The organism is Paraburkholderia sp. RL17-380-BIE-A, from assembly GCF_046028085.1.
In the GTDB taxonomy this organism is placed as follows: Bacteria; Pseudomonadota; Gammaproteobacteria; order Burkholderiales; family Burkholderiaceae; genus Paraburkholderia.
In genome coordinates this window covers 54,697-78,393 of sequence record NZ_JARESQ010000006.1, presented here as the reverse complement: position 1 = coordinate 78,393, position 23,697 = coordinate 54,697, and the positions used below count along the sequence as shown (strand labels likewise).

The following is a 23,697-nucleotide window of genomic DNA, read 5'->3' as shown; positions in this document are numbered from 1 at the left end:
GAGCGGATTGGGTGAGCCGGGTGGCTGACCGAAGGCTAAATAAAACATTACCAAAGCCTGTCAATATACTTTCACAATCACTTCATAGAATCCTCGCGTCATAGCGGCGCGAGCGTGAACCATGTGGTTTGGGTCTGAGTGCGTGCCGGCTGTGCATTCACCCACGCTACCCAAACACTGGATCACTACAACATGGCAGAGCCGTTCGACCTTTCCCGCCGCAAGGCCCTGAAACTCATCGCGGGCGTGCCGATGCTGCCGCTCGGCGGGCTTGCCACGGCCTCGATGCTGACCGCTTGCGGGGGCAGCGACGATCTGGCGACGCCGGTCAAACCGGCCGCCAACTTCGTCTCCGCGGCGTTCGCCAGCATGGCCGCGCCGACCCTGGCCGATCCGGCCGCGATGGCGAAGACCACGGTCGCCTCGACCTTGACGGTGCAACTGAGCGACGGCAGCAGCCGCACGTTCAAGCTCGCGTACCAGCCGTTCTTCGTGACCGGCGACAGCGTGCCGAACATCAAGGGTGGGACGATCCTGGCGGGCGGCTATTTCGACATCAACAATCAACCGATCATCGATAAGTCGGTTGCGGGCAAGGAGCGGCAGTTCTACTCGGATTGCCCGGACGGCAGCTCGCTGATCCGTCTCGACAATCCGACGGTGAAAGGTCTCAAGGGCAACGCCGTGTTCGCCGTCGTGCAGTTCGAATACACGACGCGCGATCAGAGTCTGGTGTCGATGTACGGCCAGCTGCCGTCGCCGATCGCCGTGCTGACGCTCGATCAGGACCCGGCCACCGGCAAGCTCACGCTCGCGGGCTATTCCAACGTGGATACGTCGAAGGCACATGGTTTGTGGATTACCTGCGGCGCGAGCCTGTCGCCGTGGAACACGCATCTGTCGAGCGAAGAATACGAGCCGGACGCCACCACGATTGCCACAAACAGCCAGTTCAAGGGCTTCAGCCGCAGTCTGTATGGCGACGAAACGACCGCGAACCCTTATCACTATGGCCATTTGCCGGAAGTGACCGTCAATCCGGATGGCACCGGCACGATCAGGAAGCACTATTGCCTCGGCCGTATCTCGCACGAACTGATTCAGGTGATGCCGGACAAGCGCACCGTCCTGATGGGCGACGACGCGACCAACGGCGGCCTGTTCATGTTCATCGCGGATCGCGAAGCCGATCTGTCGGCGGGTACGCTGTACGTCGCGAAGTGGACCCAGGTGTCCGCGAGCGGTGCGGGCGCGGCGACGCTGTCGTGGATCAAGCTGGGTCATGCGACCAGCGACGAAATCGAGGCGCTTGCCAACCGGCTGCGCGCGAGCGACATCATGGACGTCGCGACCAAAGACCCGCTCGATCCGACCTACACGAAGATCAACTACAACGGCACCTTCAACTGGGTGCGCATCAAGCCCGGCATGACGCAGGCGGCGACCTTTCTCGAAACGCATCGCTATGCGGCGCTGGCCGGCGGCAGCATGGGTTTCACGAAGCTCGAGGGCACGACGGTCAATATCAAGGACAAGGTGCTGTATTCGGCGATGTCGCGTATCGAGAAGTCGATGGTGCGCGGCAATGCCGCTTCCACCGACGTGGCCGTCGACAAGACGATCAACGCCGGCGCGGTCTACGCGCTGAATATGAAGGGCGGCCAGCGTGACCGCAGCGGTGGCGCGATCAACAGCGAATGGGTGCCGGTGGACATGGCGGCGCCCGCGGCGCTGGTCGGCGAGGATCTGTCGACACCCGACGCGCTCGGCAACACCGCGAATCCGGAGCGCATTGCGAACCCGGACAATCTCAAGTTCTCGGAAAAGCTGCGCACGCTCTTTATCGGCGAGGACAGCGGCCTGCACGTAAACAACTTCCTGTGGGCGTACAACGTCGATACGAAGATGCTCGCGCGCGTGCTGTCTTGCCCGGCGGGCGCCGAGTCGACAGGCCTGCACGCCGTCGACGAAATCAACGGCTGGACTTATGTGATGAGCAACTTCCAGCACGTCGGCGACTGGGAAAGTCCGTTGCACGACAAGGTCAAATCGACGCTCGACCCGCTCGTGCGGGCGAACTACAAGGACCGCTTCGGCGCGACGGTGGGGTATCTGACAGCGGACCCGGCGGCGATCAAGTTGTAACGTTGTGAGACGGGACGGCCTGTCTTAGGCCATCCGGCTGAGGAGTCAGCAAAGGGGAATCTCGCGATAATTTGCGGTTTCTCCTTGGCTGGCTCATGCAGTGGACCAGCACGGCTGGGCCCTGTTGGACAGGAGGCAGATAGACGCCCTGGCAGGCCGCGGAAAATCCATCTGCCGTCGTTGTAACGGGTGGTGCGTCGGCTTTCTATCCGCCTATTGGCCATTCCACCCGACATGCCTAGCCGCCCCGCCTCAACTCCGCTTGCAGAAAATCGCGGTAATGAGCGGCGCTACGCGATGCACGATCGCCGTGCTGCCCGAGCCGGCCACCGCTTTCTGCACCTTGGCCTCGCTGCCGACCACCACGACGCCATAGGCCGAACGGGCGACGGGCTCGCCGTCGCCGACGCGGAACATCGGGTCGTCTTTTTCGTATCCGACCACCGCGAACACATGAAAGCCGTATGCGGTCAGATCCGCGCCCGACACGGGCGAGAAAGCGTTGATCGAATTGCTTTCCACGCGCGTGGGCTTCGGATCGATCATCTGTTGCTGCGCGAGGTCGGCAATGAACTGATGACCGCTTTCGTTACAGGAGAGCGGTGCGTCGAGCGCGGTGGCGTAGCTGACGAGTGGCAGCGCGGCGGCGCCCAGAGCAAGGAGTACAGACGAAAGAAAGCGTTTCATAAGCGTGGACGGCGGCCCGGTTCGATGTAGTGTGTTCGCAACGGGCGGGCGCGATGTCGAGACCCGGAGAGAGCTTGCGCATCGAAATGTTCCCGCGTGGCAGGCGCAACTGCCTTGCACTTTATCGCGATTCGGCAAATCTTGCTTCGCGGCTGGCACCCGGCGGCAACGATTGAAGCGTCGAGAAACGTACACGAAGAAAGCAATCTTTTTCGATCCCGTATATATTTCCGGGTTATGAATTCGCGACCCCAAACTCCAACTACCGTTCCGCCGCCCAGAACATGGGACGCGCGGCTCGCTCGCCGGCTCGTGACTCCGCTTGTGAACACGTGGGTCACGCCCAATCATCTGACCACGCTGCGCCTCTTGATCGGGCTGGCAGGCGCGCTGTGCCTCGCTCACGGCGAGTTTGCGTGGGTCAACGCAGGCGCCTTGCTGATCGTGCTGTCGAACTTCGTTGACCATACGGATGGCGAACTCGCGCGCATCGGCGGAAAGTCGAGCCGGATCGGTCATTTTTACGACCTCGCTTGCGACGCCCTCGTGACCGTCATGCTGTTCGTCGGCATGGGCGTCGGGGCGGGCGCCACGCGCATCGGCGCACTGAACGTTGCCCCGGGTGTGCTCGGCGCCGTGGCCGGCGTGGCGATCGCGCTGATCTTTTTCCTGCGCATGCGCATCGAGGAGATGGCCGGCAAGGCGGGCACGAAGCAGGCCTTCGTCGGCGGTTTCGAAACCGAAGACGTGTTGTATCTGCTGCCCATCGTCACGCTGACGAGCGTCGTCATGCCCTTCGTCGTGGTGGCGTCGATCGGCGCGCCGCTCTTCGCCGCCTGGGTGGTGCTCGACTACTGGCGTGTGGCGCGCCGTGCCGCTCGCCCGGCGTCCGTTAAAGCCGACGCTTCCGAAACCAGTGAAATGTGGGCCAGCGAATGAGTATGCACGCCGAAGACGACGTGATTGCGCCTGTGCCCGTAGAAGGTTCGCCGGCTGCGTCGCCCGCACCGAATGCCGATCGTGCGGTCGCGAGCCGCACGCGCACGTTCGACAACTCGCGTCTGCGCAAGGATTTTGCCGACCAGGACGCGTTCCTTTATCTGGAAGACTTCCTCGCGCCCGAAGTCACGGCGCAGCTCGTCCACAGCGCCCGATCGCTGCTCGACGAAGTGAACCGCAACTATTTGCCGGGGCATAAGCAGGGCGGCAGCGTCAGCCGTCATACGATCGACCGCCTCGCGCCGTTCATTGCCGAGCTGTACCGCTCGAAGGAATTGATCGGCTGGCTCGAGCAACTGAGCGGCGACAAGCTGCAGGTTTCGCCTGCCGACGATCCGCATGCCTACGCGCTGTACTACTACACCCGGCCAGGCGACCACATCGGCTGGCACTACGATACTTCGTACTATGACGGCCGCCGCTACACGCTGCTGCTTGGCGTGATCGACGAATCGTCGTGCCGGCTCGACTACGAACTGCACACGCGCAATCCCAATGTCGCGGATCAACCGGGTTCGGTGCAGATCCCGCCGGGCGGCCTCGTGTTTTTCGACGGCGACAAGCTGCGCCACCGCATCACGCCCGCCGGCCCGAACGAAATGCGCGTGTCGCTCACGTTCGAGTACGTGACGGACCCCAACATGCGGCCGTGGCGTCGCTTCATCTCGAACATGAAGGACGCGATTGCGTACTTCGGTTTCCGCCAGGTTTTTCGTCAGATGACCCAGCGCGGGAAGGATCACGCATGAGCCGCGCGGCCCTGATTCTGCTGTCGATCGGGACGGCGTTGTTTGTCGGCTTGCTCGCGTGGCAGGGTTTCGGCTCGGTCGCCTCGACGCTGCTTACCGCCGGCTGGGGGCTCGCGCTCGTCGCGGCCTTTCACCTCGTACCGCTCGTTCTCGACGCCGGCGCGATCTCGGTGCTGTTCCAACGCCGTCGCGACGGCGTGCATCACGATCTGTCGTTGCGCGACGCGATGTTCGCGCGCTGGATCGGCGAATCGGTGAATAGCCTGTTGCCGGCCGGCCAGATCGGCGGGCCGGTGGTCATGGTGCGGCAATTGTCCCAGCGTGGCATGCGCATGCGCGACGCGGCCGCCGCGATCACCGTCAGCACGACCGCGCAGGCGCTCGCGCAAATCGTCTTCGCGCTGGGCGGCCTGCTGCTGTTCGGCGCTTATGCGGCGCACGGCGCGCTGCACGACCTGCAAACGGCCACGCTGATCGCCACCGGCGTGCTGGGCGCGATGATCGTCGGGTTTTACTATGCGCAGCGGCGTGGTCTGTTCGGCCGGCTGCTCGGCGTGGTCTCGAAGGTGTTCGGCAAGCGCGACTGGTCGTCGTTGATGACGCGGGCCGAAGCCGTCGACGCCGCCGTACAGGCCATGTACCGCGAACGCGGCCGCGTGGCGGCGAGCTTCGCCATGAGTCTCGTGGGCTGGATCGTCGGCACGGTGGAAGTGTGGCTCGCGCTGCGCTTTCTCGGCCATCCGGTCGACTGGGTCGACGCACTGTTGCTCGAAAGTCTGGGGCAAGCCATTCGCGGCGCCGCATTCATGATTCCCGGCTCGCTCGGCGTGCAGGAGGGCGGCTACCTGTTGCTCGCGCCACTGGTCGGTTTGCCGCCAGACGCGGCGTTGGCGCTGTCGCTCGCCAAGCGCGCGCGCGAAATCCTGCTAGGCTTGCCGGGTCTGCTGGTTTTGCACTTCAGCGAAAGAAGCTGGCAACGGCGCCGCGCCTTGGGGCGCGTGCCCGCTGTCGATTAATCTCCGTATTTTTTCAAAGGACCGCGCATGCGTGCCATCATCCTCGCAGCGGGCCTCGGCCTGCGACTCCAGCAACCGCCACAAGCTCAGTTCCCGAAGTGCCTGCTGCAATTCGACGGCGTGAGCCTGCTCGAACGGCATCTGCAAATGCTCGAAAACGCCGGCGTGACCGAAGTCGTGCTGGCGCTCGGCTTTCAGCCGGAATCGGTGCAGGCGGAACTGGAGCGCATCAACTGGCCGCATAAGGTCGAGACCGTGCTGAACAAGCGTTACGACTTGGGCAGTGTGCTGACGGTACACACGGTGGCCGAGGCACTCACGCGCGGCGGCGACGTGCTGTTGATGGACGCCGACGTGCTTTACGACGAGCGCATTCTGAGCGCGCTGGTAGCGGGCGAGACGGTGAACCGCCTGTTGATCGACCGCGATTTCGAAGCCGGCGACGAGCCGGTCAAGCTGTGCCTGAAAGACGACGTGCCGGTCGAACTGCGCAAGCAGCTCGCCGTGAATCTGGAGTACGACACCATCGGCGAGTCGGTCGGGTTCTTCCGCTTCCGTCAGGAAACCGCGCAACGCTTCGCGCAAATCGTGGCCGGCTATGTGGATAGCGGCCGGGCCAACATGCCGCACGAAGAGGCGGTGCGCGACCTGCTGCTGGAGCGCAGCCAGGTGTTCCATACCGCCGACGTGACCGGCGCGCCGTGGATCGAAATCGACTTCCCGAACGACGTGGCTCGCGCGAGCACCGAGATCCTGCCGCAATTGCAGCCGCTGGTGAGCGCGTCGCGCTAAGTTTTCCGGCGCATTGTCGTCGACACTGAAGTATCCGAGCTTGGGCCGGCTGAATGCCGGCCCAAGCTTTTTTGCGCTTATCCCTCGCGGTTTCGCCTCGTCCGCTGCTTCGTTGCGCGCTCAACCATCGCGCGCGCATGCATACGAAAACACCTTGCGCAACAACATCTGTTGCCGATGCGATGCCATAATCGACGCTTTACACCGACGGCGTTGCAACCCGTCGTCCTGCCAATGCCTCTTGCTTTAGGCACTTTCATTGTTCCGCTGATCGTCGCGTGTGCGATGTTCATGGAAAACGTGGACGGCACGGTCATCGTGACGTCGCTGCCCGTTCTGGCGCGCGATCTCGGCCAGGATCCCATTACTCTCAAGCTGGCCGTGACCGCGTATGTCATCGGCCTCGGCGTCTTCATTCCTATCTGCGGCTGGGTGGCTGACCGCTTCGGTTCGCGCACGGTGTTTCGCACGGCCATTGGCATTTTCATGGCCGGCTCGCTGATGTGCGCGGCCTCCACCTCGCTCGGCACCTTTGTGGTCGCGCGCTTCGTGCAAGGCATTGGCGGCGCGATGATGGTGCCGGTGGGCCGCATCATCATTTTCCGTTCCGTGCCGAAATCCGACTTCATTCGCGCGGTCAACTATCTGACCGTGCCGGCTTTGCTCGGACCCGTGGTCGGGCCGCCGCTGGGCGGTTTCATCACCACCTATCTGCATTGGCGTCTCATCTTCTTCATCAACATTCCAATTGGACTGCTGGGGATCTGGCTGGCGAACAAACACATCGCCAACGTGCGCGAGGCGCATCCCGGCCGGCTCGACTGGACCGGCTTCGCTTTGTCCGCGAGCGGCGCGTCGCTGTTCATGCTTGGGCTTTCGCTGGTGGGCGGCGAGCTGGTGTCGAACACGGTGTCGGTCGGCATGTGCGTGGTCGGCGTGGTGTTGCTGTTGCTTTACGCGCTGTACGCGAGCCGTGTCGAATTGCCCGTGCTCGATCTGCGGCTGTTGCGCATTCCGAGCTTTCACGCGAGCGTGGTGGGCGGCTCGCTGTTTCGCATCGGTTTCGGGGCTGTGCCGTTTCTGCTGCCGCTTGCCTTGCAGGAAGGCTTGGGCATGACCGCGTTCAAGTCAGGGTCGATCACGTGCGCGTCCGCGTTCGGCTCGATTTTCATGAAAGCTGCAGCGTCGCGCATTCTCGGGCGGTTTGGTTTCCGCACTGTACTAATGTTCAACGCGGTTTGCGCGGGTCTTGCCATTGCCGTATACGGTCTGTTTTTTCCCGGCACGCCGCACTGGCTGATCTGGGGTGTCGTGCTGTTCGGCGGCTTCTTTCCCTCTCTGCAATTCACGTCGCTCAATACCTTGGCCTATGCGGACATTCCCAGTCGCGACGTGGGGCGCGCGACGAGCGTGGCGAGCGTCATCCAGCAGATTTCACTGGGCCTCGGTGTGACGATCGCGGGCATCGTGCTGCAAATTTCACATAACTTGCAGGGTCATTCCGCGATCGTGTTCTCCGATTTCTGGCCGGCTTTCCTTGTGGTCGGCCTGTTCTCGCTCATGTCGATTCCCATCACTGCGCGGCTGCCGCATGGCGCCGGCGACGAGATTACGCGCGGCAGTCGCGGCCGCGCATAAGCAGAACGCATGTTGCGCATTGCCGCGGCATGCGTTTTGCTGACCACGCCTGTCCAGGGCGTTTCGAGCGGCGATTCTCCGCGCGACCAAACCGACTTCTTTGCGTGCCGCTATATCGACCCTACGATAACTAGCGGCTTCGCAAGCGAGCGGTTCACATGGTAAAAGCCCAAGGCAATGTTTGTAATCATTAGTCGAAGGTCGTCTTGGGGGATTGGCAATGAGGTTGTTCCACAATGTTAAATCGTCGGTCAGCGGATTCGCGCTGGTCACGCTCGTTTCTGTCTCGACCGGTTTTCTGGAGGCCACGCCCGCACTCGCGAAGCCGCCTGCGAAAGCCCAGCCCGCCGTACTCACCGCCTCTGCGATCGCGGTGGCCGACAAGTTCAGCGCCGATGCTGCCGAGCAGATCTTCAAGGAAGGCGGCAATGCCGTCGACGCAGCGGTCGCGATTGCCTTTACGCTCGCCGTGACGTATCCGGAAGCGGGCAACATCGGCGGCGGCGGGTTCATGACGCTCTACGTCGACGGCAAGCCGTATTTTCTCGACTATCGCGAGCGTGCTCCGCTCGCCGCGACCAAAAACATGTATCTCGACGACAAGGGCGAGGTCATCAAAGGCATGAGCCTGTTCGGCTACCGCGCGGTGGGTGTGCCGGGCACCGTCGACGGCATGTGGCAGGCGCAGCGCCGCTTCGGCAAGCTCACGTGGAAGCAGGTGCTTGCGCCCGCCATCCACTACGCGCGCGATGGTTTCGAGGTCAGCCAGCAACTGCAGGAACGCCGCGACGATGCCGCGAAAGACTTCGCCGGCAAGACCAACTTCGATACTTACTTCGGCAATCTGAAGCAGGGCGTCAACTTCAAGCAACCGGATCTCGCCGCTGTATTGCAGCGCATTTCCGATCAAGGCGCCAAAGACTTCTATCAGGGCAAGACGGCCGATCTGATCGCGGCGTCCATGCGCGGTCACGGTCTTATCACCAAGGCCGATCTGCAGCAGTACAAAGCAGTATGGCGTGAACCGATTCAGGCCGACTGGAATGGCTATCGCGTCTACACGGCGCCGCCTCCGAGTTCGGGCGGCATCGGCCTCGTGCAATTGCTGAAGATGAAGGCCGACATTGCGCCCGACTTCAAGGACGTCACGCTGAATTCCGCGCAATACGTGCATCTGATCGCGGAGATCGAAAAGCGCGTGTTCGCCGACCGTGCGCAGTATCTCGGCGACCCTGACTTCTACAAAGTGCCCGTCGCTCAACTGACCGACGACGCGTATATCGCCAAACGCGCCGCCGAAGTGAATCCGAATGCGCCTTCGGACACGAAGAGCGTGCAGCCCGGCCTCGGCACGTCGATGCCGGAGAAAGCGGAAACCACGCACTTCTCGGTGATCGACAAGTGGGGTAACGCCGTGTCGAATACGTACACCATCAACGGCTATTTTGGTTCGGGCGTGGTGGCGGACCGCACGGGCATCGTGCTGAACGACGAGATGGACGACTTCTCCGCAAAACCGGGCGTCGCGAATATGTTTGGCGTAGTGGGCAGCGACGCGAACTCGATCGAACCGAAGAAGCGGCCGCTCTCCTCGATGAGTCCGACCATTCTCACGAAGGACGGCAAGGTCTCGCTCGTGATCGGCACACCGGGCGGCTCGCGCATCTTCACGTCGATCTTCCAGGTGATCAACAACGTCTACGACTACAACATGCCACTGCAGCAGGCTGTTGCCGCAATGCGCTTTCATCATCAACTGTTGCCGCCGAATACGATCTTCTGGGAGCCGTACAAGCCGATCGAGGGCGAACTGGCCAGGCAGATCGAAGCCAAAGGCTACAAACTGGAGGGGCAGGACTTCAGCGGAGATATTCAGGCGATCAAGGTCAACGGCGATACGCCGGAAGCCGCAGCCGATCCACGCGGCCGTGGTGTGACGCGTGTTATTCAGTAAGCGTTGTTGCAGGGAGTCGGGCGCTGCATTTCCTAAGATGCATCGCCGCTAATGGAAAGCCTCGTGTTCAATCGAACGCGAGGCTTTTTTGCTTCGCGGGTGCGCCTAGTGCCCTTGCATCAGCCAGCCTGCTCGACCGGTGTCAGCGTTAATTCGAGCCGCTGCGCGCCGCGCAATACCGTCACTTTGACGGGTCTGTCGATACGCGATGCGTCGAGTGTGCGCTGCAGGCTGTCCACGTCCTGCACGGTCTGCGTATCGATCGCAATGATCGTATCGTCCGTGCGCAAACCGCCGAGCGCGGCCGGGCTGCCTTTGACGATCTCCATGACGTGCACGCCGCTTTCCGAGTTCAGGCCGAAATAGCGCTGCACACGGCGCGACAGCGGCGTGGTGGTGCCGGCCACGCCGATATACGCCCGCCGCACGCGGCCATGCGCGAAGATCTGCATGATGACCCACTTGGCGGTGTCGATTGCCGTGGCAAAGCAGATCGCCTGCGCGCCGGGAATGATCGCGGTATTCACGCCGATCACCTGACCCGCGGAATTGATCAGCGGCCCGCCCGAATTGCCGGGATTGAGCGCTGCGTCGGTCTGGATCACGTCGTAGATCATGCGACCCGAGTTCGAACGCAGGGAGCGGCCGAGCGCCGAGACCACGCCGGTCGTGACGGTTTGCGCGAGGCCGAGTGGATTGCCGACCGCTATCGCGATCTGCCCGACGCGCAACTTCGACGATTCGCCGAGTTCGACGTGCGGCAACGGCTCGGGAGAGCCGATCCGCAAGACGGCCAGATCGCTGCCGGGATCGTCGCCGACCAGATCGGCGTCGAATTTCGCGCCGTCGGCAAGCGTCACCTCGATATGGGTGGCGCCGTGTACGACGTGGCTATTGGTGAGCAGATAACCGTCCGGTGTGAACAGAAAGCCCGAGCCTGTGCCGCCACGCGTGTCGCGGCGTCCGCGACTCGACGGGTCGCCGGGCAGCCGGCGTTCGACGGAAATGAAGGCGACCGCCTGCTGCACGCGTTCCAGCGCGCCAATCACGGTGCGGGAGTAGGCGTCGAGCAGGGCGTCGTCGGCTAAAGGATTGAGTGTTTCGGGCCCGGGGGCGTCGGATGCGGCGCGCGACAGGTCATCGATGAAGCGTGGGCGGCTTCCCATGGCGATGCTCCGGATAAACGGAATTGCAGATGCGGGGCGTCGCGAAGGTTTTCAAGTGCGCTGGGGCGAGTTGCGCAGGCGCGGCCTGTGAGACACTTTCTGAGCGAGCCGCAAGCCAGCGAGCCGCAAACCTGCAGTCCGGCCGGCCCAGCCCAATCCAGCCCGCTCGGCACGAGCGCCACGCTCGATTGCGCGGCATGCACCATGCTAAACACATCGAAAGCCCGCCATACCCAGGAGACAGCCGCCATGAACTCACCCGCCACGTCACCCTCGTCGAACGGGCCCATTGAACCGCGCATCGAATCCATCAGCGCGATCACGCTCGCCACCCGCGATATGCCGCGCGCCGTGCTGTTTTACGAAGCGCTCGGCTTTCCCATGAAATTCGGCGGTCCACAGGAGGCATTTACATCGTTCGCCTTCGGCGGTTCGTATCTGAACCTGATCGTGGATGCGCGCGCGCCGGTCGCCTGGTGGGGCCGCGTGATCATTTATGTCTCCGACGTCGACGCGCTTTATCGCAAAGCGCTGGCGGCGGGGCTCAAGCCGTCGCTGGAGCCGTCCGATGCGCCGTGGGGCGAGCGCTATTTCCACATCACGGATCCGGACGGCCACGAAATCAGCTTCGCGAAACCGTTGCGCTAGCGCCGGATCGCCGCACAAAACTCGCTATCATGAACGTCGAAAGGCGCGGGCCCTGCCGGTAACACGGCTGACACTTGCCGCTTCGATAATCGAGCGCGTCCGCGTCGCGCTTCCCGCCGCGCGCCTAACCATTTCCGTTGCCAGGAGAGCCGCAATGAAAGAGCAGGACCCGAGACCTGAAGCCGAATTGATGGCAGAGCGGCAGCGCCGTTTCGAAGAGGACCTGATCGATGCGTACGACGAGGAACTCGAGATGGAGGTCGACGACCGCATCATCGACGGCGCGGAGGGTTTCACACCGGAGCACCGCGAAGCGCGCAAGATGTACTTCCGCGAGCTGTTCCGGCTGCAAGGGGAACTCGTCAAGCTGCAGGACTGGATCGTGCAAACCGGCCACCGCCTCGTGGTCATTTTCGAGGGGCGCGATGCGGCCGGCAAGGGCGGCGCGATCAAACGCATCACGCAACGGCTCAATCCGCGGGTGTGCCGCGTGGCGGCGCTGCCCGCGCCGAACAACCGCGAACGCACGCAATGGTATTTCCAGCGTTACGTGTCGCATCTGCCGGCGGGCGGCGAAATGGTGCTGTTCGATCGCAGCTGGTACAACCGCGCGGGCGTCGAACGCGTAATGAATTTTTGCAGCGACGAAGAGTACGAAGAGTTCTTCCGTTCGGTGCCTGAATTCGAAAAAATGCTGGCCCGAAGCGGCGTGCAGATCCTCAAATACTGGTTTTCGATTACCGACGAGGAACAGGAAATCCGCTTTCAGAACCGCATTCACGACCCGCTGAAACAGTGGAAGCTGAGTCCCATGGACCTGGAAAGCCGCCGCCGCTGGGAGGCCTATACGCAGGCCAAGGAAGTGATGCTGCAACGCTCGCACATTCCCGAAGCACCGTGGTGGGTCGTGCAGGCGGTGGACAAGAAGCGCGCGCGCTTGAACTGTATTCATCACTTGCTGAGCCAGGTGCCGTATCACGAGATCGAGCACTCTCGTGTCGAATTGCCCGCGCGCGTCTATCACGACGAATACAGCCGCCAGCCGGTGCCGTCGTCGATGATCGTGCCCGAAGTGTATTGATTCATCGGCATACGGCGGGGTGAAAAAAAGCGCGGCCATGAGCCGCGCTTTTTTACGTCGCGGCCGGTTCCGGAACCGGCCGTCGCGCGGAGTTCAGAACACCGCCCGAAAAACCCAGTACAAGCCCGCAGCCAGCGCGATGGAAGCCGGCAACGTCAGCACCCAGGCAAGAACCAGACTGCGCACGGTGCCCCACTGCAGGCCGGAACCGTTGGCCGCCATCGTGCCGGCCACGCCCGAGGACAGCACGTGCGTCGTGGAAACCGGCAGGCCGTATGCGTCGGCGGCGCCGATCGTCAGCATCGCCACCAATTCCGCCGATGCGCCCTGTCCGTACGTTAAATGCTGCTTGCCGATCTTTTCGCCGACCGTCACGACAATGCGCTTCCATCCCACCATGGTGCCCAGACCGAGCGCAATCGCCACCGCGACCTTGACCCACGTCGGAATGAACTTGGTGGCGTGATCGGTCTGCGCCTTGAAGTTGTTGATCGCTTTGGCGTCGTCGGGCGCGAAAGCCGGTTGCCTGGCTTTGTCCATCAGGCGGATCGCTTCGGAAGCCACGTACATGTTGTTGCGCACGTTGTCCACGAGGCCCTGCGGCACGGCGGCCATCGATCCCGACGCGCCCACCTGGCCGGCAATGATCTCGGTCAGTTGCTGCAAGGCCGGCAACGTGGCGGGCGTCAGCTGGCGCGTGCGGACATAAGCCTCGACATCGGCGCGTGGATTGGTGGAAGGCGCGGCGCCCTGGGTGTACTTGGCGAGCGTCGCGGAGGTTTGATGCGCGACGGCGAGGAAGGTTTGCGTTTCCGCCGGCGTGACAGCCTTGTTCAGCGCGTAGGCGGTGGGTACCGTGCCGATCAGGATCAGCATGATGAGGCCCATGCCTTTCTGGCCGTCGTTCGAGCCATGCGCGAACGAAACGCCCGTGCAGGTCAGAATCAGCAGGCTGCGGATCCAGAAGGGCGGCGGCTCCTTGCCCTTCGGCTCGGCATACAGCGCCGGAATGCGCACGACGGCCTTCAGGATCAGCAGCAGCAAGCCAGCTGCGAGAAAGCCCACCAGCGGCGAGAACAGCAGCGACTTGCCGACGCCGAGCGCCTGGTTCCAGTCCACGCCGCTCGTGCCGTTGCTGCCGTGTATCAATTGATTCATCAAGCCGACGCCGATAATCGAGCCGATCAGCGTGTGCGAACTCGACGACGGCAGTCCGAAATACCAGGTGCCGAGATTCCAGATGATCGCGGCGATCAGCAGCGCGAAGACCATCGCAAAACCGGCACTGCTGCCGACCTGCAAGATCAGCTCGACCGGCAGCAACTGCAGAATGCCGAAGGCGACGGCGCCGCTCGACGTGAGCACGCCGAGAAAATTCCATCCGCCCGACCACACCACGGCGATATTCGGCGCGAGTGAATGCGTATAGATGACAGTCGCAACCGCGTTCGCCGTATCGTGAAAGCCGTTGACGAATTCGAAGCCGAGCGCGATCAGCAGCGCAACACCGAGCAGCAGATAAGGCAGAGCCGAGCTTTCGCGAACAGGCTGTAAATCATCCATTAAGTGCACGGCGCAATACACGGCGCCGACCAGAATCACGGCGAGAAAGATGATGAGGCCGATACTGCGCCCCTTTCCGCTAGCGGTGCCTGATTGTGGATACGAAAGTTCCGGCATGACGGGAGCCCTGAAGTTTGTCGCGGAACTTCCGATGCTGCGGGGGCGGTGTGTCGCAATGATGACAGTTGCGTGACGCCCGAGGTGCGCAGCCGCTAGACGCGCACCGCTGCGGAGCACGGTGCGAAAAATTGTCCGATCGGAATGCTCAGCTGTCCGAAAAGGACTTTGATGGGCGGACAACCGGGAGGCCGAAATGCTGGCCAAGCGCTTACCGACTGGGCCCTTTTTTTGCTAGGCTGTCAGAACGGTGTATTCAGGGATCTTCAATGAAACGCGAGAGCCACAAAGCCGACCCACGCTCCAGCGACAGCGATCCACCCGCTGCTGCGCCTTCCGCGCAAGCGGCCTTCGCCTCGTACGCGGCGCCGCTCGTCGATGAAGCGATCGAACACACCAATGCGGTGCGCGAAGACGCATCACCTGAAGCACTGCACAAACTGCGCGTCTCGCTGCGGCGTTTGCGTTCGTTGTGGTGGGCCTTCGCACCATTGCTCGAAAAAGGCGAGAGCACGCGGCAGCGCGCGCTCTACCAATTTCTGGCCACGGCCGCCGGCAAAACGCGCGATTGGGACATTCTGATCGAATTGCTGACGAGCGACGACCGCGGCGCACTCGGCGCCGCCGCCGACCTGGCGCCCAAACTTCAGGGCGCTCGCGGCGGCGCAATGGCGACGAGCCGCGAAACGCTCTCGAATGCCGACGTCAAACATCTGTTGCGCGAAGCCTTGTCGAGTGCTTCCAAAGAACTGAACACCTCGCATGAACGCATGCCGCTGCGGAAGTTCGCCACTCAACGCGTGGCGACTTCCGAGAATTCCTTGAAAAAACGGATGAAGCGCGCGCGTCGGGCGAAGCGATCCAACTACGCTGCCTTTCACAATGTCAGGAAGGCGGGGAAGAAGCTGCGCTATCTGCTCGAGTTTTTCGGGCCGGTCCTGAGCGGCGGGCGCAAACGTACTCTCAAACGCTTGAAGCAGATCCAGAAACGTTTCGGTGCGCTGAACGACGTGGTCGCTAGCGAAATGTTGTTGCACGAGAATAGGGCCCTGTTCGACGGCGCCGGCACTGGCGATACCGACGCGGCGCTTCAGTGGCTCAAGAAGGAACGCAAACGTAGGATGCGCGCGGCGGCGGGTTTGCTGCGCAAATTATGATGGCGCGCCCATCGTTGCGCGCTTCTGCGAACGAAATGGCACAGATGGCATCCGCATAACGACCTGGGACGCGCGTCCGCATAAGTGGGACGCATGCGGCTCAAGTGCTTTGACTGCTGCGCGGAGCGAAGCCGCGCAGCGTGATGGCCCCGTGGGCCTCACCGCCTGGCAGCGGCGCGCGTCTGCCGGTGAACAGCTCGTCGGCGGGTGGCAGCGGTTCGACCGGAAAGCCACGCCGCTGCCAGGCGTCGAGGCCGCCCCTGAGTGCGCGAATCCTCGTATAACCGTTGTCCCGCATGCGTTGCGTGATATCGACAGCCGTCGCGCTGTCCGGGCAGATGCAGTAGATCACCGTATCGTGCGCCCGCAAGGCGCCGTCGATCTGCTCCGGCGAGTGCGGATCGAACGCGAGCGCGCCCGGAATGAGTCGCGGCGCTTCGAACGAAAGGGCTTGCGGGCGGGCGTCGAGCACCTTGGGCGGCGCGACGTGGCGCCAGCCGGGAACGGCGGTTTGGGCTGCGGCATCCGCGGCGGCTTGCGCGAAACGGCGGCGCTCGCGGCGCCGTTGCTGCAAGCGAAACACGAGATAAATCAGGGCGGCGGCCAGCAGAATGTCGATGACAGTGCCGCCGCGCGCTTTGACAAACTCGAGCAGCATGTGCAGTTGCCGTTCCGCGGCAGCGCCGCCGAGCAGCCAGAAATTGGCCCAGGCGAGGACGCCGGCAAGGTCCCAGGCCGCATAGATGCGCGCATCGACGGCGGTCGTGCCCATCAGCGGCGGGGTGATGAGCGCGAGCCCAGGGACGAACTTCGAGATCGACACGAGCGGCACGCCGAAACGCTCGAACAGCGCGCGCGCTTTATTGACCTTCGGATAGACAGCCGGCGAGAGGCGGCCTAATGCGGCGATCAGCTTGCGGCCATACAGGCGGCCGGCCGCGAACCATGCGCCGTCGCCGATCAGCGCGCCGAGTACGGCGGCGGCGAGGATCGGCCAGAAGGACAGCGTACCGGCAGCGATCGCGGAGCCCGCGAAGAGCAGCACGGGAACCGCGGGAATCGGCACGCCGAGTCGCGTCAACAGGACGTTGAGGAACACGACCGCGCCGCCCCAGGTCGATACCGCCGAAGACGGAAATTCTACCAATTGAGAAACTCCTGTTCTTGCGCTTGAACCGGCGTGCTATGCGGCTTTTCTACCGGGATGCAAAGTGTGTACCCGAAGGGCCCGATTGTTGGCTCCGCGCCGACCGTTGTAGCCGCTCGCTCAGGATACTCGATGGATTTGGCGCGGGGCCAGCATTGACGGCATGTCGTGATTCCACGAACCCGATTCATTGACTCACTCTCTCGCTGCAATTTCATTCAAGACCGTCGGCCGACGTACGCCTAATCTTCGTGCTCGTTCCAACTACACAGGACAGCACCATGAACTCGCGGCATGCCGGATACCTGTTTTGCGCGCTGGCCATGATCGGAGTCGGCAGCACGGTGGTGGTCAGTAAATCGATCGCGGCCGGGCTGCCGCCGTTCAGCGCCACCGCGCTGCGTTTCGCGATTGCCTTTCCCCTGTTCGTGCTGGTGATGCGCTGGCGCGGCGTGCGCTGGCCGCGTCTGGACCGGCGCGATACCTTGCTCGTGATCGCCCAGGCAGGGGCGGGCAGCGTCGGCTACACGGTGTTGCTGATCTGCGGGATGAAGCTCGCCTCGGCTGCCGATGCCGGCGTGATTGCCGGCACCTTGCCCGCCGTGTCGGCCGGTGTCGCCATGCTCGCGCTCGGTGAGCGCCCCGGGCCCGCGCTGCTCGGCGCGATCCTGCTGGCGACGGCCGGCGTGCTGGTCTGCACCGTGCATCTCGACGCGTTCCCTGTGCCGCATGCAGCCAGTTCTCTGGCGGGCAACGCGCTCGTGTTCCTTGCGATTGTCTGCGAGGCGTTGTTCATCCTGCTCAATCGCAAGCTGCGCACGGCGGTTGCGCCGTTGCCGCTGTCGGCATTGATGTGCGGTATCGGCTTCGCGGTGGCGGTCGTGCCGGCCTGCTTCGAACGACCGTGGACGTTGCCGGTCGATGCCAGTGCCCTCGTTGGCGTGCTCTATTACGCGCTGGTGCCGACCGTGGCGGGCTTCGTGCTGTGGTACGCGGGCGCCGCGCGAATCAGCGGCGCGGAAGCGGGGCTGATGACCGCGCTCGTGCCGGTGAGCGCGGTGGCGTTGGCCGCGCTGCTGCTGCGCGAACCCGTCAGCGCGGCGCAACTGGCCGGTGTCGCGTGCGTGCTGGGCGCGGTGTTGCTGGCCACCTTCGGGCAGATGCGCACAAGGCCCGGCGTGGCATGAGGCGCTGTTGTCGAAGCTGGGCTGTGCCTACGTGTTGGAGACAGCCACCACGCCCGGATTGCCGACGATCGACAGAAACTCGCGGCGCGTGGACGGATCCGTGCGGAACGTGCCGAGCATGCGCGAGGTGACCATCGTCACGCCGGCCTTGTGCACGCCGCGAGTCGACATGCATTGATGCGCGGCTTCGAGAATCACGCCGACACCCGCCGGTTGCAGCACGTCGTTCAAGGTGTCGGCGATTTGCACCGTCATCTTTTCCTGGATCTGCAGGCGCTTGGCGAACGCATCGACGAGGCGCGCCAGCTTCGAGATGCCGACCACGCGATGCTGCGGTAAATACGCCACGTGCGCGCGCCCGATGATCGGCACCATGTGATGTTCGCAATAGCTCTCGAAGCGGATGTCTTTCAGCACGATCATTTCGTCGTAGCCGTCCACTTCGGAGAAGGTGCGGGCAAGGATCTCGCGCGGGTCGACCTGGTAGCCCGCGTAAAACTCCTCGTATGAGCGCACCACGCGCGCGGGCGTATCGAGCAGGCCTTCACGCGCCGGGTTGTCGCCGGCCCAGCGCAGCAGCACGCGAACGGCTGCTTCGGCTTCCTCGCGGCTCGGGCGCTCTGCTGCGGCCGTGGGTTTGATCTTCTTTGCCTTGCTGCTGGTCATCCGTCGCTCCTCCGGGATCGCGCGTCGACGCTGTACGGAGCGCGCGGGTTCAATGAGTGCGGCCATTGTTCCATGTTTTTCGCCGCGCCGTGGCGATGTCCCTTCTCCTCTCATGCAACATTGCCGCTATCAGTGCGCCGATAGTCCGCCGCTCATTTCGGCCATTCGTCCATCGCGTCGTTGAACAGTTCGGCGACCACGCTGCGCAGCCAGCCTGCGCGCGGATCGTTATGAAACTTGCGATGCCAATGCTGCCGCAGATCGAAATGCGGCAACGGCAGCGGCGGCTCGACCAGCGTGATCGACGCGTGCTCCGACACGTACGCGAAGCCTATCGCGTGCGGCACGGTCGCCAGCAGGTCGGTGCGCGCGAGGATGAACGGCAGGCTCATGAAGTGAGGCGTTTCGAGCACCGCGCAGCGCTCGATGCGCTTCTTCTCCAGGTAGTGTTCGAGCACTTCCTGGCTGCGTCCTTCGGCGCGCACGACCGCATGGGCCGCCGCCACGTATTGCGCGGTGCGTGTGTCCTCCACGTTGTCGAGGCAAGGGATCCGTTTTAGATCCAGGCTCGTTCCAGACATGTTTGCGTGACCCGCGGCGCCGGGCGGGGCGGCGTACTGGATATGAGGATGGAGGTTCGTCGGGCAATCCTGACGCGGGATAGTGCCGCTTGCCCGCTATCGACACGCGAAGCACGCAACAAAACCTGCACAACGCGCGGCAAAACCTATGATTAAGGGGAATTCCCTGCCTTGACAACCTGCCCGAAGGACAACCATAATCGCCTAAACGTTCGCTAAACGAATCCATGTTCATACAACGAACAAATTTGAAGCGAGCTAACCGACGGCGCCAGCCCGCATCCGCACTTGGCGAGCCACCGCCCGCATTGGCCCGGAGACCGTTCCGCCCACGCTCTGCCTGAAACGCAGCCAGCCTCGCGGCACGCAGCGCCCCAAAAGGAAATTCGACATGATCAACAAGATTTTCGAGTCACTTCAGTCGGCCGTCGCCGATGTCCAGGACGGCGCGACCGTCATGATCGGCGGCTTCGGCACGGCCGGCATGCCGTCGGAATTGATCGACGCGCTCATTGAACAGGGCGCGCGCGACCTGACCATCGTCAACAACAATGCCGGTAACGGCGATATCGGCCTCGCGGCGCTGCTCAAGGCCAAGCGCGTGCGCAAGATCATCTGCTCGTTCCCGCGCCAGACCGACTCGTATGTGTTCGACGCGTTGTATCGCGCCGGAGAGATCGAACTGGAACTGGTGCCGCAGGGCAATCTCGCGGAGCGCATTCGTGCGGCAGGCGCGGGTATCGGCGGCTTCTTCACGCCGACCGGCTACGGCACCAAGCTCGCCGAAGGCAAGGAAACGCGCCTGATCGACGGCCGGCACTACGTGCTGGAGTCGCCGCTGCATGCCGACTTCGCGCTGATCAAGGCGTACAAAGGCGATCGCTGGGGTAATCTCACGTATCGCAAGACGGCTCGCAATTTCGGACCGATCATGGCAAGCGCGGCGAAAACCGCGATCGTGCAGGTGTCGCAAGTCGTGCCGCTCGGAGCGCTCGATCCCGAAGTGATCGTCACGCCCGGCATTTTCGTGCAACGCGTGATCGAAGTGCCGCAAGCGGCGCACGCCCCGCTGCCCAATCCTCACGACGCTGCCGCCTGAACCGGAGACCGACATGAAAAAACTGACCCGCGATGAAATGGCCAAGCGCGTTGCGCTGGATATTCCCGAAGGCGCCTACGTGAACCTCGGCATCGGCGTGCCGACGCTGGTGGCCAACCACCTCGCCGCCGACAAGGAAATCTTCCTGCACAGCGAAAACGGTTTGCTCGGCATGGGCCCGGCGCCGGCCAAAGGCGAGGAAGACGACGAACTCATCAACGCCGGCAAGCAGCACGTCACGCTGCTCACGGGCGGCTGCTATTTCCACCATGCGGATTCGTTCGCGATGATGCGCGGCGGCCATCTGGATTTCTGCGTGCTCGGCGCCTTCCAGGTGTCGGCCACGGGCGATCTGGCGAACTGGCACACCGGCGCGCCCGACGCGATTCCCGCCGTTGGCGGCGCGATGGATCTCGCGATCGGTGCGAAGCAGGTCTATGTCATGATGGAGCACCTGACCAAGCAGGGCGAGAGCAAGATCGCCGCCGAATGCAGCTACCCGGTAACGGGTGTGGGTTGCGTCGACCGCATCTATACGGACCTTGCGATGATCGATGTCACGGATCAGGGGCTGGTGGTGCGCGAGATCTTCTCGGATATCGATTTCGATGCACTGCACAAGCTGACCGGCGTGCCGCTGATCGACGGTACGCAAGCCGCAAACGCGGCCTGACGCGCGGCGGCGCTTTTACTTTCGATACTTCGGCCACTCACGCCATCATGCTCGACTCCAGCGCCCGTCTGACGGGCCTTCTTTGCGGCACGCAGCCCATGAACGACATCTGGGCGCCGCGTGCCACGCTGCAACGGATGCTCGACGTGGAAGCGGCGCTCGCGCGCGCGTCAGCCGCGCATAACGTCATCCCCCATACCGCGGTGGGCGCCATCGAGGCCGCTTGCCAGGCCGATCAACTCGACGCCGACGCGCTCGCGCGCGACGCCGCGCTCGGCGGCAATCTCGCGATTCCGCTCGTCAAGCAGCTCACCGCGCGCGTCAAGGCGGCCGACGCCGAAGCGTCGAAATACGTGCATTGGGGCGCCACCAGCCAGGACATCATCGACACGGCGACGGTGCTGCAATTGCGCGACACCTTCGATCTGCTCGACAGCAGCCTGCAATCCACCTGTAACGCCGTGGCAAAACTCGCGGCCACCCATCGCGCCACGCCGATGATCGGCCGCACCTGGTTGCAGCAGGCGCTGCCCATCACGCTCGGCCTGAAATTCGCGCAATGGCTCGACGCATTGCTGCGTCATCGCGAGCGGCTCGATGCGTTGCGCGCCCGCGTGCTGGTGCTGCAATTCGGTGGCGCGGCGGGCACGCTGGCGAGTCTGCGCGATGCCGCGCCGCAAGTGACCCGATCGCTCGCACAGGAACTCGGCCTCGCCGTGCCGACCTTGCCGTGGCACACGCAGCGTGATCGCATTGCCGAAACGGCCTCGCTGTTCGGCATGCTGATCGGCACGCTCGGCAAGATCGCGCGCGACATCTCGCTGCAGATGCAAACCGAAATCGACGAACTCGCCGAACCGGCCGCGGCCGGCAAAGGCGGTTCGTCGACCATGCCGCACAAGCGCAACCCGGTCGGCTGCGCGGCGGTGCTGACGGCGGCCACGCGTGCGCCGGGGCTGGTCGCCACGGTGTTCGCGGGCATGGTGCAGGAGCACGAACGCGCGCTCGGCGGCTGGCAAGCCGAGTGGGATGCGCTGCCGGATCTGGCGCGCCTCGCGGGCGGCGCACTCGCCAACATCGAACAGATCGCCGTGGGGCTGAACGTGAACGTGCCGCGGCTCGCCGCCAATCTCGACATCACGCATGGCCTGATTCTCGGCGAAGCGGTCATGCTCGCGCTCGGCGACAGCATCGGCCGGCTCGACGCGCATCATCTGGTGGAGCGCGCGTCGAAAGCCGCGATCCGCGACGGGCAAACGCTTTTCGACGTGCTTGCCGCAGACACCGCCGTGACCGAACATCTTCCGCTCGAGCGTCTGAAGCAATTGCTCGATCCTGCTCAATATGTCGGCCAGGCGCACGCTTATGTGGACGCCGCGCTGGCACTTCACACCACGCGCTCGCAGCGCGACCATTTCAGGGAGTAACCGGCATGCCTTACGCCGCAGTCAACGGCACCGAGCTTCATTATCGAATCGACGGCGACCGCCACGGCAATGCGCCGTGGATCGTCCTGTCGAATTCGCTCGGCGCCGATCTGTCCATGTGGGCGCCGCAAGTCGCGGCGCTGTCCAAACACTTTCGCGTGCTGCGCTACGACACGCGCGGCCACGGCCATTCGGAAGCGCCGAAAGGCCCCTACACGATCGAGCAACTCACCGGCGACGTGCTCGGCCTGATGGACACGCTGAAGATCGCCCGCGCGAATTTCTGCGGACTGTCGATGGGCGGCCTGACTGGCGTTGCGTTGGCGGCGCGTCACGCGGATCGTATCGAGCGCGTCGTGCTGTGCAATACGGCCGCGCGCATCGGTTCGCCGGAAGTGTGGGTGCCGCGCGCCGCGAAAGCGCGCAACGAAGGCATGGCCGCGCTGGCCGATGCCGTTCTGCCGCGCTGGTTCACGGCGGACTATATCGAGCGCGAGCCGGTGGTGCTGGCCATGATTCGCGACGTGTTCACGCACACCGACAAGGAAGGCTACGCGTCGAATTGCGACGCGATCGACGCCGCCGATCTGCGCCCCGAGGCACCCGGCATCAAGGTGCCCGCGCTGGTGATCAGCGGCACGCACGATCTGGCCGCCACGCCGGCGCAAGGCCGCGAACTGGCGCAGGCGATAGCGGGCGCGCGTTACGTGGAACTGGACGCCTCGCATATTTCGAATATCGAGAAAGCCGACGCTTTCACGAAGACCGTGATCGACTTCCTGACGGAGCAGAAATGAACGACGAAGACCGTTACGAAGCCGGGCTCGGTGTGCGCCGTGCGGTGCTTGGCAGTGCGCACGTCGACCGGTCGCTTGCGAACCGTACTGAACTGACGGAAGAGTTTCAGAATTTCATCACGCGCTATGCGTGGGGCGAAATCTGGACGCGCGACGGTTTGCCGCGCCACACGCGCAGCCTGCTGACCATCGCGATGATGGTCGCGCTCAACCGCAGCGAAGAGCTCGCCCTGCATCTGCGGGCCGCGAAGAATAACGGTGTGACGCGTGAGCAGATCAAGGAAGTGCTGCTGCAAACCGCGATCTATTGCGGTGTGCCGGCGGCGAATTCGGCGTTTCACCTGGCGGACAAATTGTTTCGTGAGGATGATGCCGCGGCCGCGCAGCCGTAAGCAATGCAATCGAGAT

At 63.5% G+C, this 23,697-nt stretch carries 21 protein-coding genes and 1 pseudogene; 16 read left to right on the top strand and 6 right to left on the bottom strand.

All coding sequences use genetic code 11. The features are described 5' to 3' along the window. The first annotated feature begins 192 nt into the window (after positions 1-192). Positions 193-2,145 carry a PhoX family protein gene (locus P0D68_RS11975; protein ID WP_408293768.1) on the top strand — a complete coding sequence of 651 codons (1,953 nt, stop codon included), beginning with the start codon at positions 193-195 and terminating at the stop codon, positions 2,143-2,145. Between the two features lie 252 nt (positions 2,146-2,397). Here P0D68_RS11975 and P0D68_RS11970 read toward each other — a convergent pair whose 3' ends face one another. Further along, positions 2,398-2,832 (bottom strand): hypothetical protein, encoded by a 435-nt coding sequence (locus P0D68_RS11970; RefSeq protein ID WP_091806675.1) that lies wholly within the window; start codon positions 2,830-2,832, stop codon positions 2,398-2,400. A 237-nt stretch (positions 2,833-3,069) separates the two neighbouring features. Here P0D68_RS11970 and P0D68_RS11965 point away from each other — a divergent pair, with 237 nt between their 5' ends. From P0D68_RS11965 to ggt, 6 genes are all read left to right on the top strand, one after another. Beyond that, on the top strand, positions 3,070-3,771 hold the full coding sequence (locus P0D68_RS11965; protein ID WP_408293765.1) for a CDP-alcohol phosphatidyltransferase family protein: 702 nt from the start codon (positions 3,070-3,072) through the stop codon (positions 3,769-3,771). Next, the gene (locus P0D68_RS11960) at positions 3,768-4,580 is read left to right on the top strand and encodes a HalD/BesD family halogenase (RefSeq protein WP_091806681.1); all 813 of its coding nucleotides are present in this window, start codon (positions 3,768-3,770) and stop codon (positions 4,578-4,580) included. Before P0D68_RS11965 ends, P0D68_RS11960 begins: the two co-directional genes overlap by 4 nt. Continuing rightward, positions 4,577-5,596: a flippase-like domain-containing protein gene (locus P0D68_RS11955; protein ID WP_408293762.1), complete on the top strand. Its 1,020-nt coding sequence runs from the start codon at positions 4,577-4,579 to the stop codon at positions 5,594-5,596. The genes P0D68_RS11960 and P0D68_RS11955 overlap by 4 nt, the downstream gene beginning before the upstream one ends. 27 nt (positions 5,597-5,623) lie before the next feature. Next, complete coding sequence (locus P0D68_RS11950; RefSeq protein ID WP_408293759.1) at positions 5,624-6,388, top strand: phosphocholine cytidylyltransferase family protein; 765 nt, start codon at positions 5,624-5,626, stop codon at positions 6,386-6,388. A gap of 234 nt (positions 6,389-6,622) precedes the next feature. Further along, positions 6,623-8,026, top strand: coding sequence for an MFS transporter (locus P0D68_RS11945; RefSeq protein ID WP_408293757.1), 1,404 nt, complete (start codon positions 6,623-6,625; stop codon positions 8,024-8,026). Between the two features lie 220 nt (positions 8,027-8,246). Beyond that, on the top strand, positions 8,247-9,980 hold the full coding sequence (gene ggt, locus P0D68_RS11940; RefSeq protein ID WP_408293754.1) for a gamma-glutamyltransferase: 1,734 nt from the start codon (positions 8,247-8,249) through the stop codon (positions 9,978-9,980). Between the two features lie 119 nt (positions 9,981-10,099). Here the strand turns inward: ggt and P0D68_RS11935 are convergent, their stop codons facing one another. Continuing rightward, positions 10,100-11,146 carry a S1C family serine protease gene (locus tag P0D68_RS11935; protein WP_408293751.1) on the bottom strand — a complete coding sequence of 349 codons (1,047 nt, stop codon included), beginning with the start codon at positions 11,144-11,146 and terminating at the stop codon, positions 10,100-10,102. A gap of 249 nt (positions 11,147-11,395) precedes the next feature. On the opposite strand from P0D68_RS11935, the gene P0D68_RS11930 reads away from it, so the two are divergent. Then, the gene (locus P0D68_RS11930; RefSeq protein ID WP_408184305.1) at positions 11,396-11,794 is read left to right on the top strand and encodes a VOC family protein; all 399 of its coding nucleotides are present in this window, start codon (positions 11,396-11,398) and stop codon (positions 11,792-11,794) included. A gap of 154 nt (positions 11,795-11,948) precedes the next feature. Then, a complete protein-coding gene (gene ppk2 / locus P0D68_RS11925; protein ID WP_091806702.1) occupies positions 11,949-12,875 on the top strand; it encodes a polyphosphate kinase 2 in 927 nt (308 codons plus the stop codon). A gap of 93 nt (positions 12,876-12,968) precedes the next feature. Here the strand turns inward: ppk2 and P0D68_RS11920 are convergent, their stop codons facing one another. Beyond that, a complete protein-coding gene (locus P0D68_RS11920; RefSeq protein ID WP_408293748.1) occupies positions 12,969-14,555 on the bottom strand; it encodes an inorganic phosphate transporter in 1,587 nt (528 codons plus the stop codon). Between the two features lie 269 nt (positions 14,556-14,824). On the opposite strand from P0D68_RS11920, the gene P0D68_RS11915 reads away from it, so the two are divergent. Beyond that, positions 14,825-15,712 carry a CHAD domain-containing protein gene (locus tag P0D68_RS11915; RefSeq protein WP_091806707.1) on the top strand — a complete coding sequence of 296 codons (888 nt, stop codon included), beginning with the start codon at positions 14,825-14,827 and terminating at the stop codon, positions 15,710-15,712. Between the two features lie 100 nt (positions 15,713-15,812). Here P0D68_RS11915 and P0D68_RS11910 read toward each other — a convergent pair whose 3' ends face one another. Further along, positions 15,813-16,859 (bottom strand): VTT domain-containing protein, encoded by a 1,047-nt coding sequence (locus P0D68_RS11910; protein WP_091806710.1) that lies wholly within the window; start codon positions 16,857-16,859, stop codon positions 15,813-15,815. Positions 16,860-17,140: 281 nt separating this feature from the next. Here P0D68_RS11910 and P0D68_RS11905 point away from each other — a divergent pair, with 281 nt between their 5' ends. Continuing rightward, positions 17,141-18,046 carry a DMT family transporter gene (locus P0D68_RS11905; RefSeq protein ID WP_408293743.1) on the top strand — a complete coding sequence of 302 codons (906 nt, stop codon included), beginning with the start codon at positions 17,141-17,143 and terminating at the stop codon, positions 18,044-18,046. Between the two features lie 27 nt (positions 18,047-18,073). On the opposite strand, the gene folE is transcribed toward P0D68_RS11905, so the two are convergent. Both folE and P0D68_RS11895 read right to left on the bottom strand, forming a co-directional pair. Then, on the bottom strand, positions 18,074-18,712 hold the full coding sequence (gene folE / locus P0D68_RS11900; protein WP_091806717.1) for a GTP cyclohydrolase I FolE: 639 nt from the start codon (positions 18,710-18,712) through the stop codon (positions 18,074-18,076). Between the two features lie 152 nt (positions 18,713-18,864). After that, positions 18,865-19,215 (bottom strand): annotated as a pseudogene (locus P0D68_RS11895) (type 2 periplasmic-binding domain-containing protein); the annotation flags it as partial. 469 nt (positions 19,216-19,684) lie between these two features. Here P0D68_RS11895 and P0D68_RS11890 point away from each other — a divergent pair. Genes P0D68_RS11890 through pcaC form a run of 5 tightly spaced genes read left to right on the top strand, consistent with a single transcriptional unit; the run spans position 19,685 to position 23,681 of the window. Beyond that, on the top strand, positions 19,685-20,392 hold the full coding sequence (locus P0D68_RS11890) for a 3-oxoacid CoA-transferase subunit A (RefSeq protein WP_091806720.1): 708 nt from the start codon (positions 19,685-19,687) through the stop codon (positions 20,390-20,392). 13 nt (positions 20,393-20,405) lie between these two features. After that, positions 20,406-21,065 (top strand): 3-oxoacid CoA-transferase subunit B, encoded by a 660-nt coding sequence (locus P0D68_RS11885; protein WP_091806724.1) that lies wholly within the window; start codon positions 20,406-20,408, stop codon positions 21,063-21,065. A 47-nt stretch (positions 21,066-21,112) separates the two neighbouring features. Further along, positions 21,113-22,492, top strand: a complete 1,380-nt coding sequence (locus tag P0D68_RS11880; RefSeq protein ID WP_408293739.1) for a 3-carboxy-cis,cis-muconate cycloisomerase — start codon at positions 21,113-21,115, stop codon at positions 22,490-22,492. Positions 22,493-22,497: 5 nt separating this feature from the next. Further along, positions 22,498-23,289, top strand: a complete 792-nt coding sequence (pcaD, locus tag P0D68_RS11875; protein WP_091806731.1) for a 3-oxoadipate enol-lactonase — start codon at positions 22,498-22,500, stop codon at positions 23,287-23,289. Further along, complete coding sequence (gene pcaC, locus P0D68_RS11870; RefSeq protein WP_091806734.1) at positions 23,286-23,681, top strand: 4-carboxymuconolactone decarboxylase; 396 nt, start codon at positions 23,286-23,288, stop codon at positions 23,679-23,681. The genes pcaD and pcaC overlap by 4 nt, the downstream gene beginning before the upstream one ends. The last annotated feature ends 16 nt before the right edge of the window (positions 23,682-23,697 follow it).

Coding starts and splice junctions, on each gene's coding strand:
- P0D68_RS11960 (WP_091806681.1), top strand. CDS start 3,768: ATGAGTATGCACGCCGAAGACGACGTGATTGCGCCTGTGCCCGTAGAA.
- P0D68_RS11915 (WP_091806707.1), top strand. CDS start 14,825: ATGAAACGCGAGAGCCACAAAGCCGACCCACGCTCCAGCGACAGCGAT.
- P0D68_RS11920 (WP_408293748.1), bottom strand. CDS start 14,555: ATGCCGGAACTTTCGTATCCACAATCAGGCACCGCTAGCGGAAAGGGG.
- pcaC (WP_091806734.1), top strand. CDS start 23,286: ATGAACGACGAAGACCGTTACGAAGCCGGGCTCGGTGTGCGCCGTGCG.
- P0D68_RS11880 (WP_408293739.1), top strand. CDS start 21,113: ATGCTCGACTCCAGCGCCCGTCTGACGGGCCTTCTTTGCGGCACGCAG.
- P0D68_RS11905 (WP_408293743.1), top strand. CDS start 17,141: ATGAACTCGCGGCATGCCGGATACCTGTTTTGCGCGCTGGCCATGATC.
- P0D68_RS11935 (WP_408293751.1), bottom strand. CDS start 11,146: ATGGGAAGCCGCCCACGCTTCATCGATGACCTGTCGCGCGCCGCATCC.
- P0D68_RS11965 (WP_408293765.1), top strand. CDS start 3,070: ATGAATTCGCGACCCCAAACTCCAACTACCGTTCCGCCGCCCAGAACA.
- P0D68_RS11970 (WP_091806675.1), bottom strand. CDS start 2,832: ATGAAACGCTTTCTTTCGTCTGTACTCCTTGCTCTGGGCGCCGCCGCG.
- P0D68_RS11955 (WP_408293762.1), top strand. CDS start 4,577: ATGAGCCGCGCGGCCCTGATTCTGCTGTCGATCGGGACGGCGTTGTTT.
- P0D68_RS11890 (WP_091806720.1), top strand. CDS start 19,685: ATGATCAACAAGATTTTCGAGTCACTTCAGTCGGCCGTCGCCGATGTC.
- P0D68_RS11945 (WP_408293757.1), top strand. CDS start 6,623: ATGCCTCTTGCTTTAGGCACTTTCATTGTTCCGCTGATCGTCGCGTGT.
- P0D68_RS11885 (WP_091806724.1), top strand. CDS start 20,406: ATGAAAAAACTGACCCGCGATGAAATGGCCAAGCGCGTTGCGCTGGAT.
- ppk2 (WP_091806702.1), top strand. CDS start 11,949: ATGAAAGAGCAGGACCCGAGACCTGAAGCCGAATTGATGGCAGAGCGG.
- folE (WP_091806717.1), bottom strand. CDS start 18,712: ATGACCAGCAGCAAGGCAAAGAAGATCAAACCCACGGCCGCAGCAGAG.
- P0D68_RS11950 (WP_408293759.1), top strand. CDS start 5,624: ATGCGTGCCATCATCCTCGCAGCGGGCCTCGGCCTGCGACTCCAGCAA.
- P0D68_RS11975 (WP_408293768.1), top strand. CDS start 193: ATGGCAGAGCCGTTCGACCTTTCCCGCCGCAAGGCCCTGAAACTCATC.
- ggt (WP_408293754.1), top strand. CDS start 8,247: ATGAGGTTGTTCCACAATGTTAAATCGTCGGTCAGCGGATTCGCGCTG.
- pcaD (WP_091806731.1), top strand. CDS start 22,498: ATGCCTTACGCCGCAGTCAACGGCACCGAGCTTCATTATCGAATCGAC.
- P0D68_RS11930 (WP_408184305.1), top strand. CDS start 11,396: ATGAACTCACCCGCCACGTCACCCTCGTCGAACGGGCCCATTGAACCG.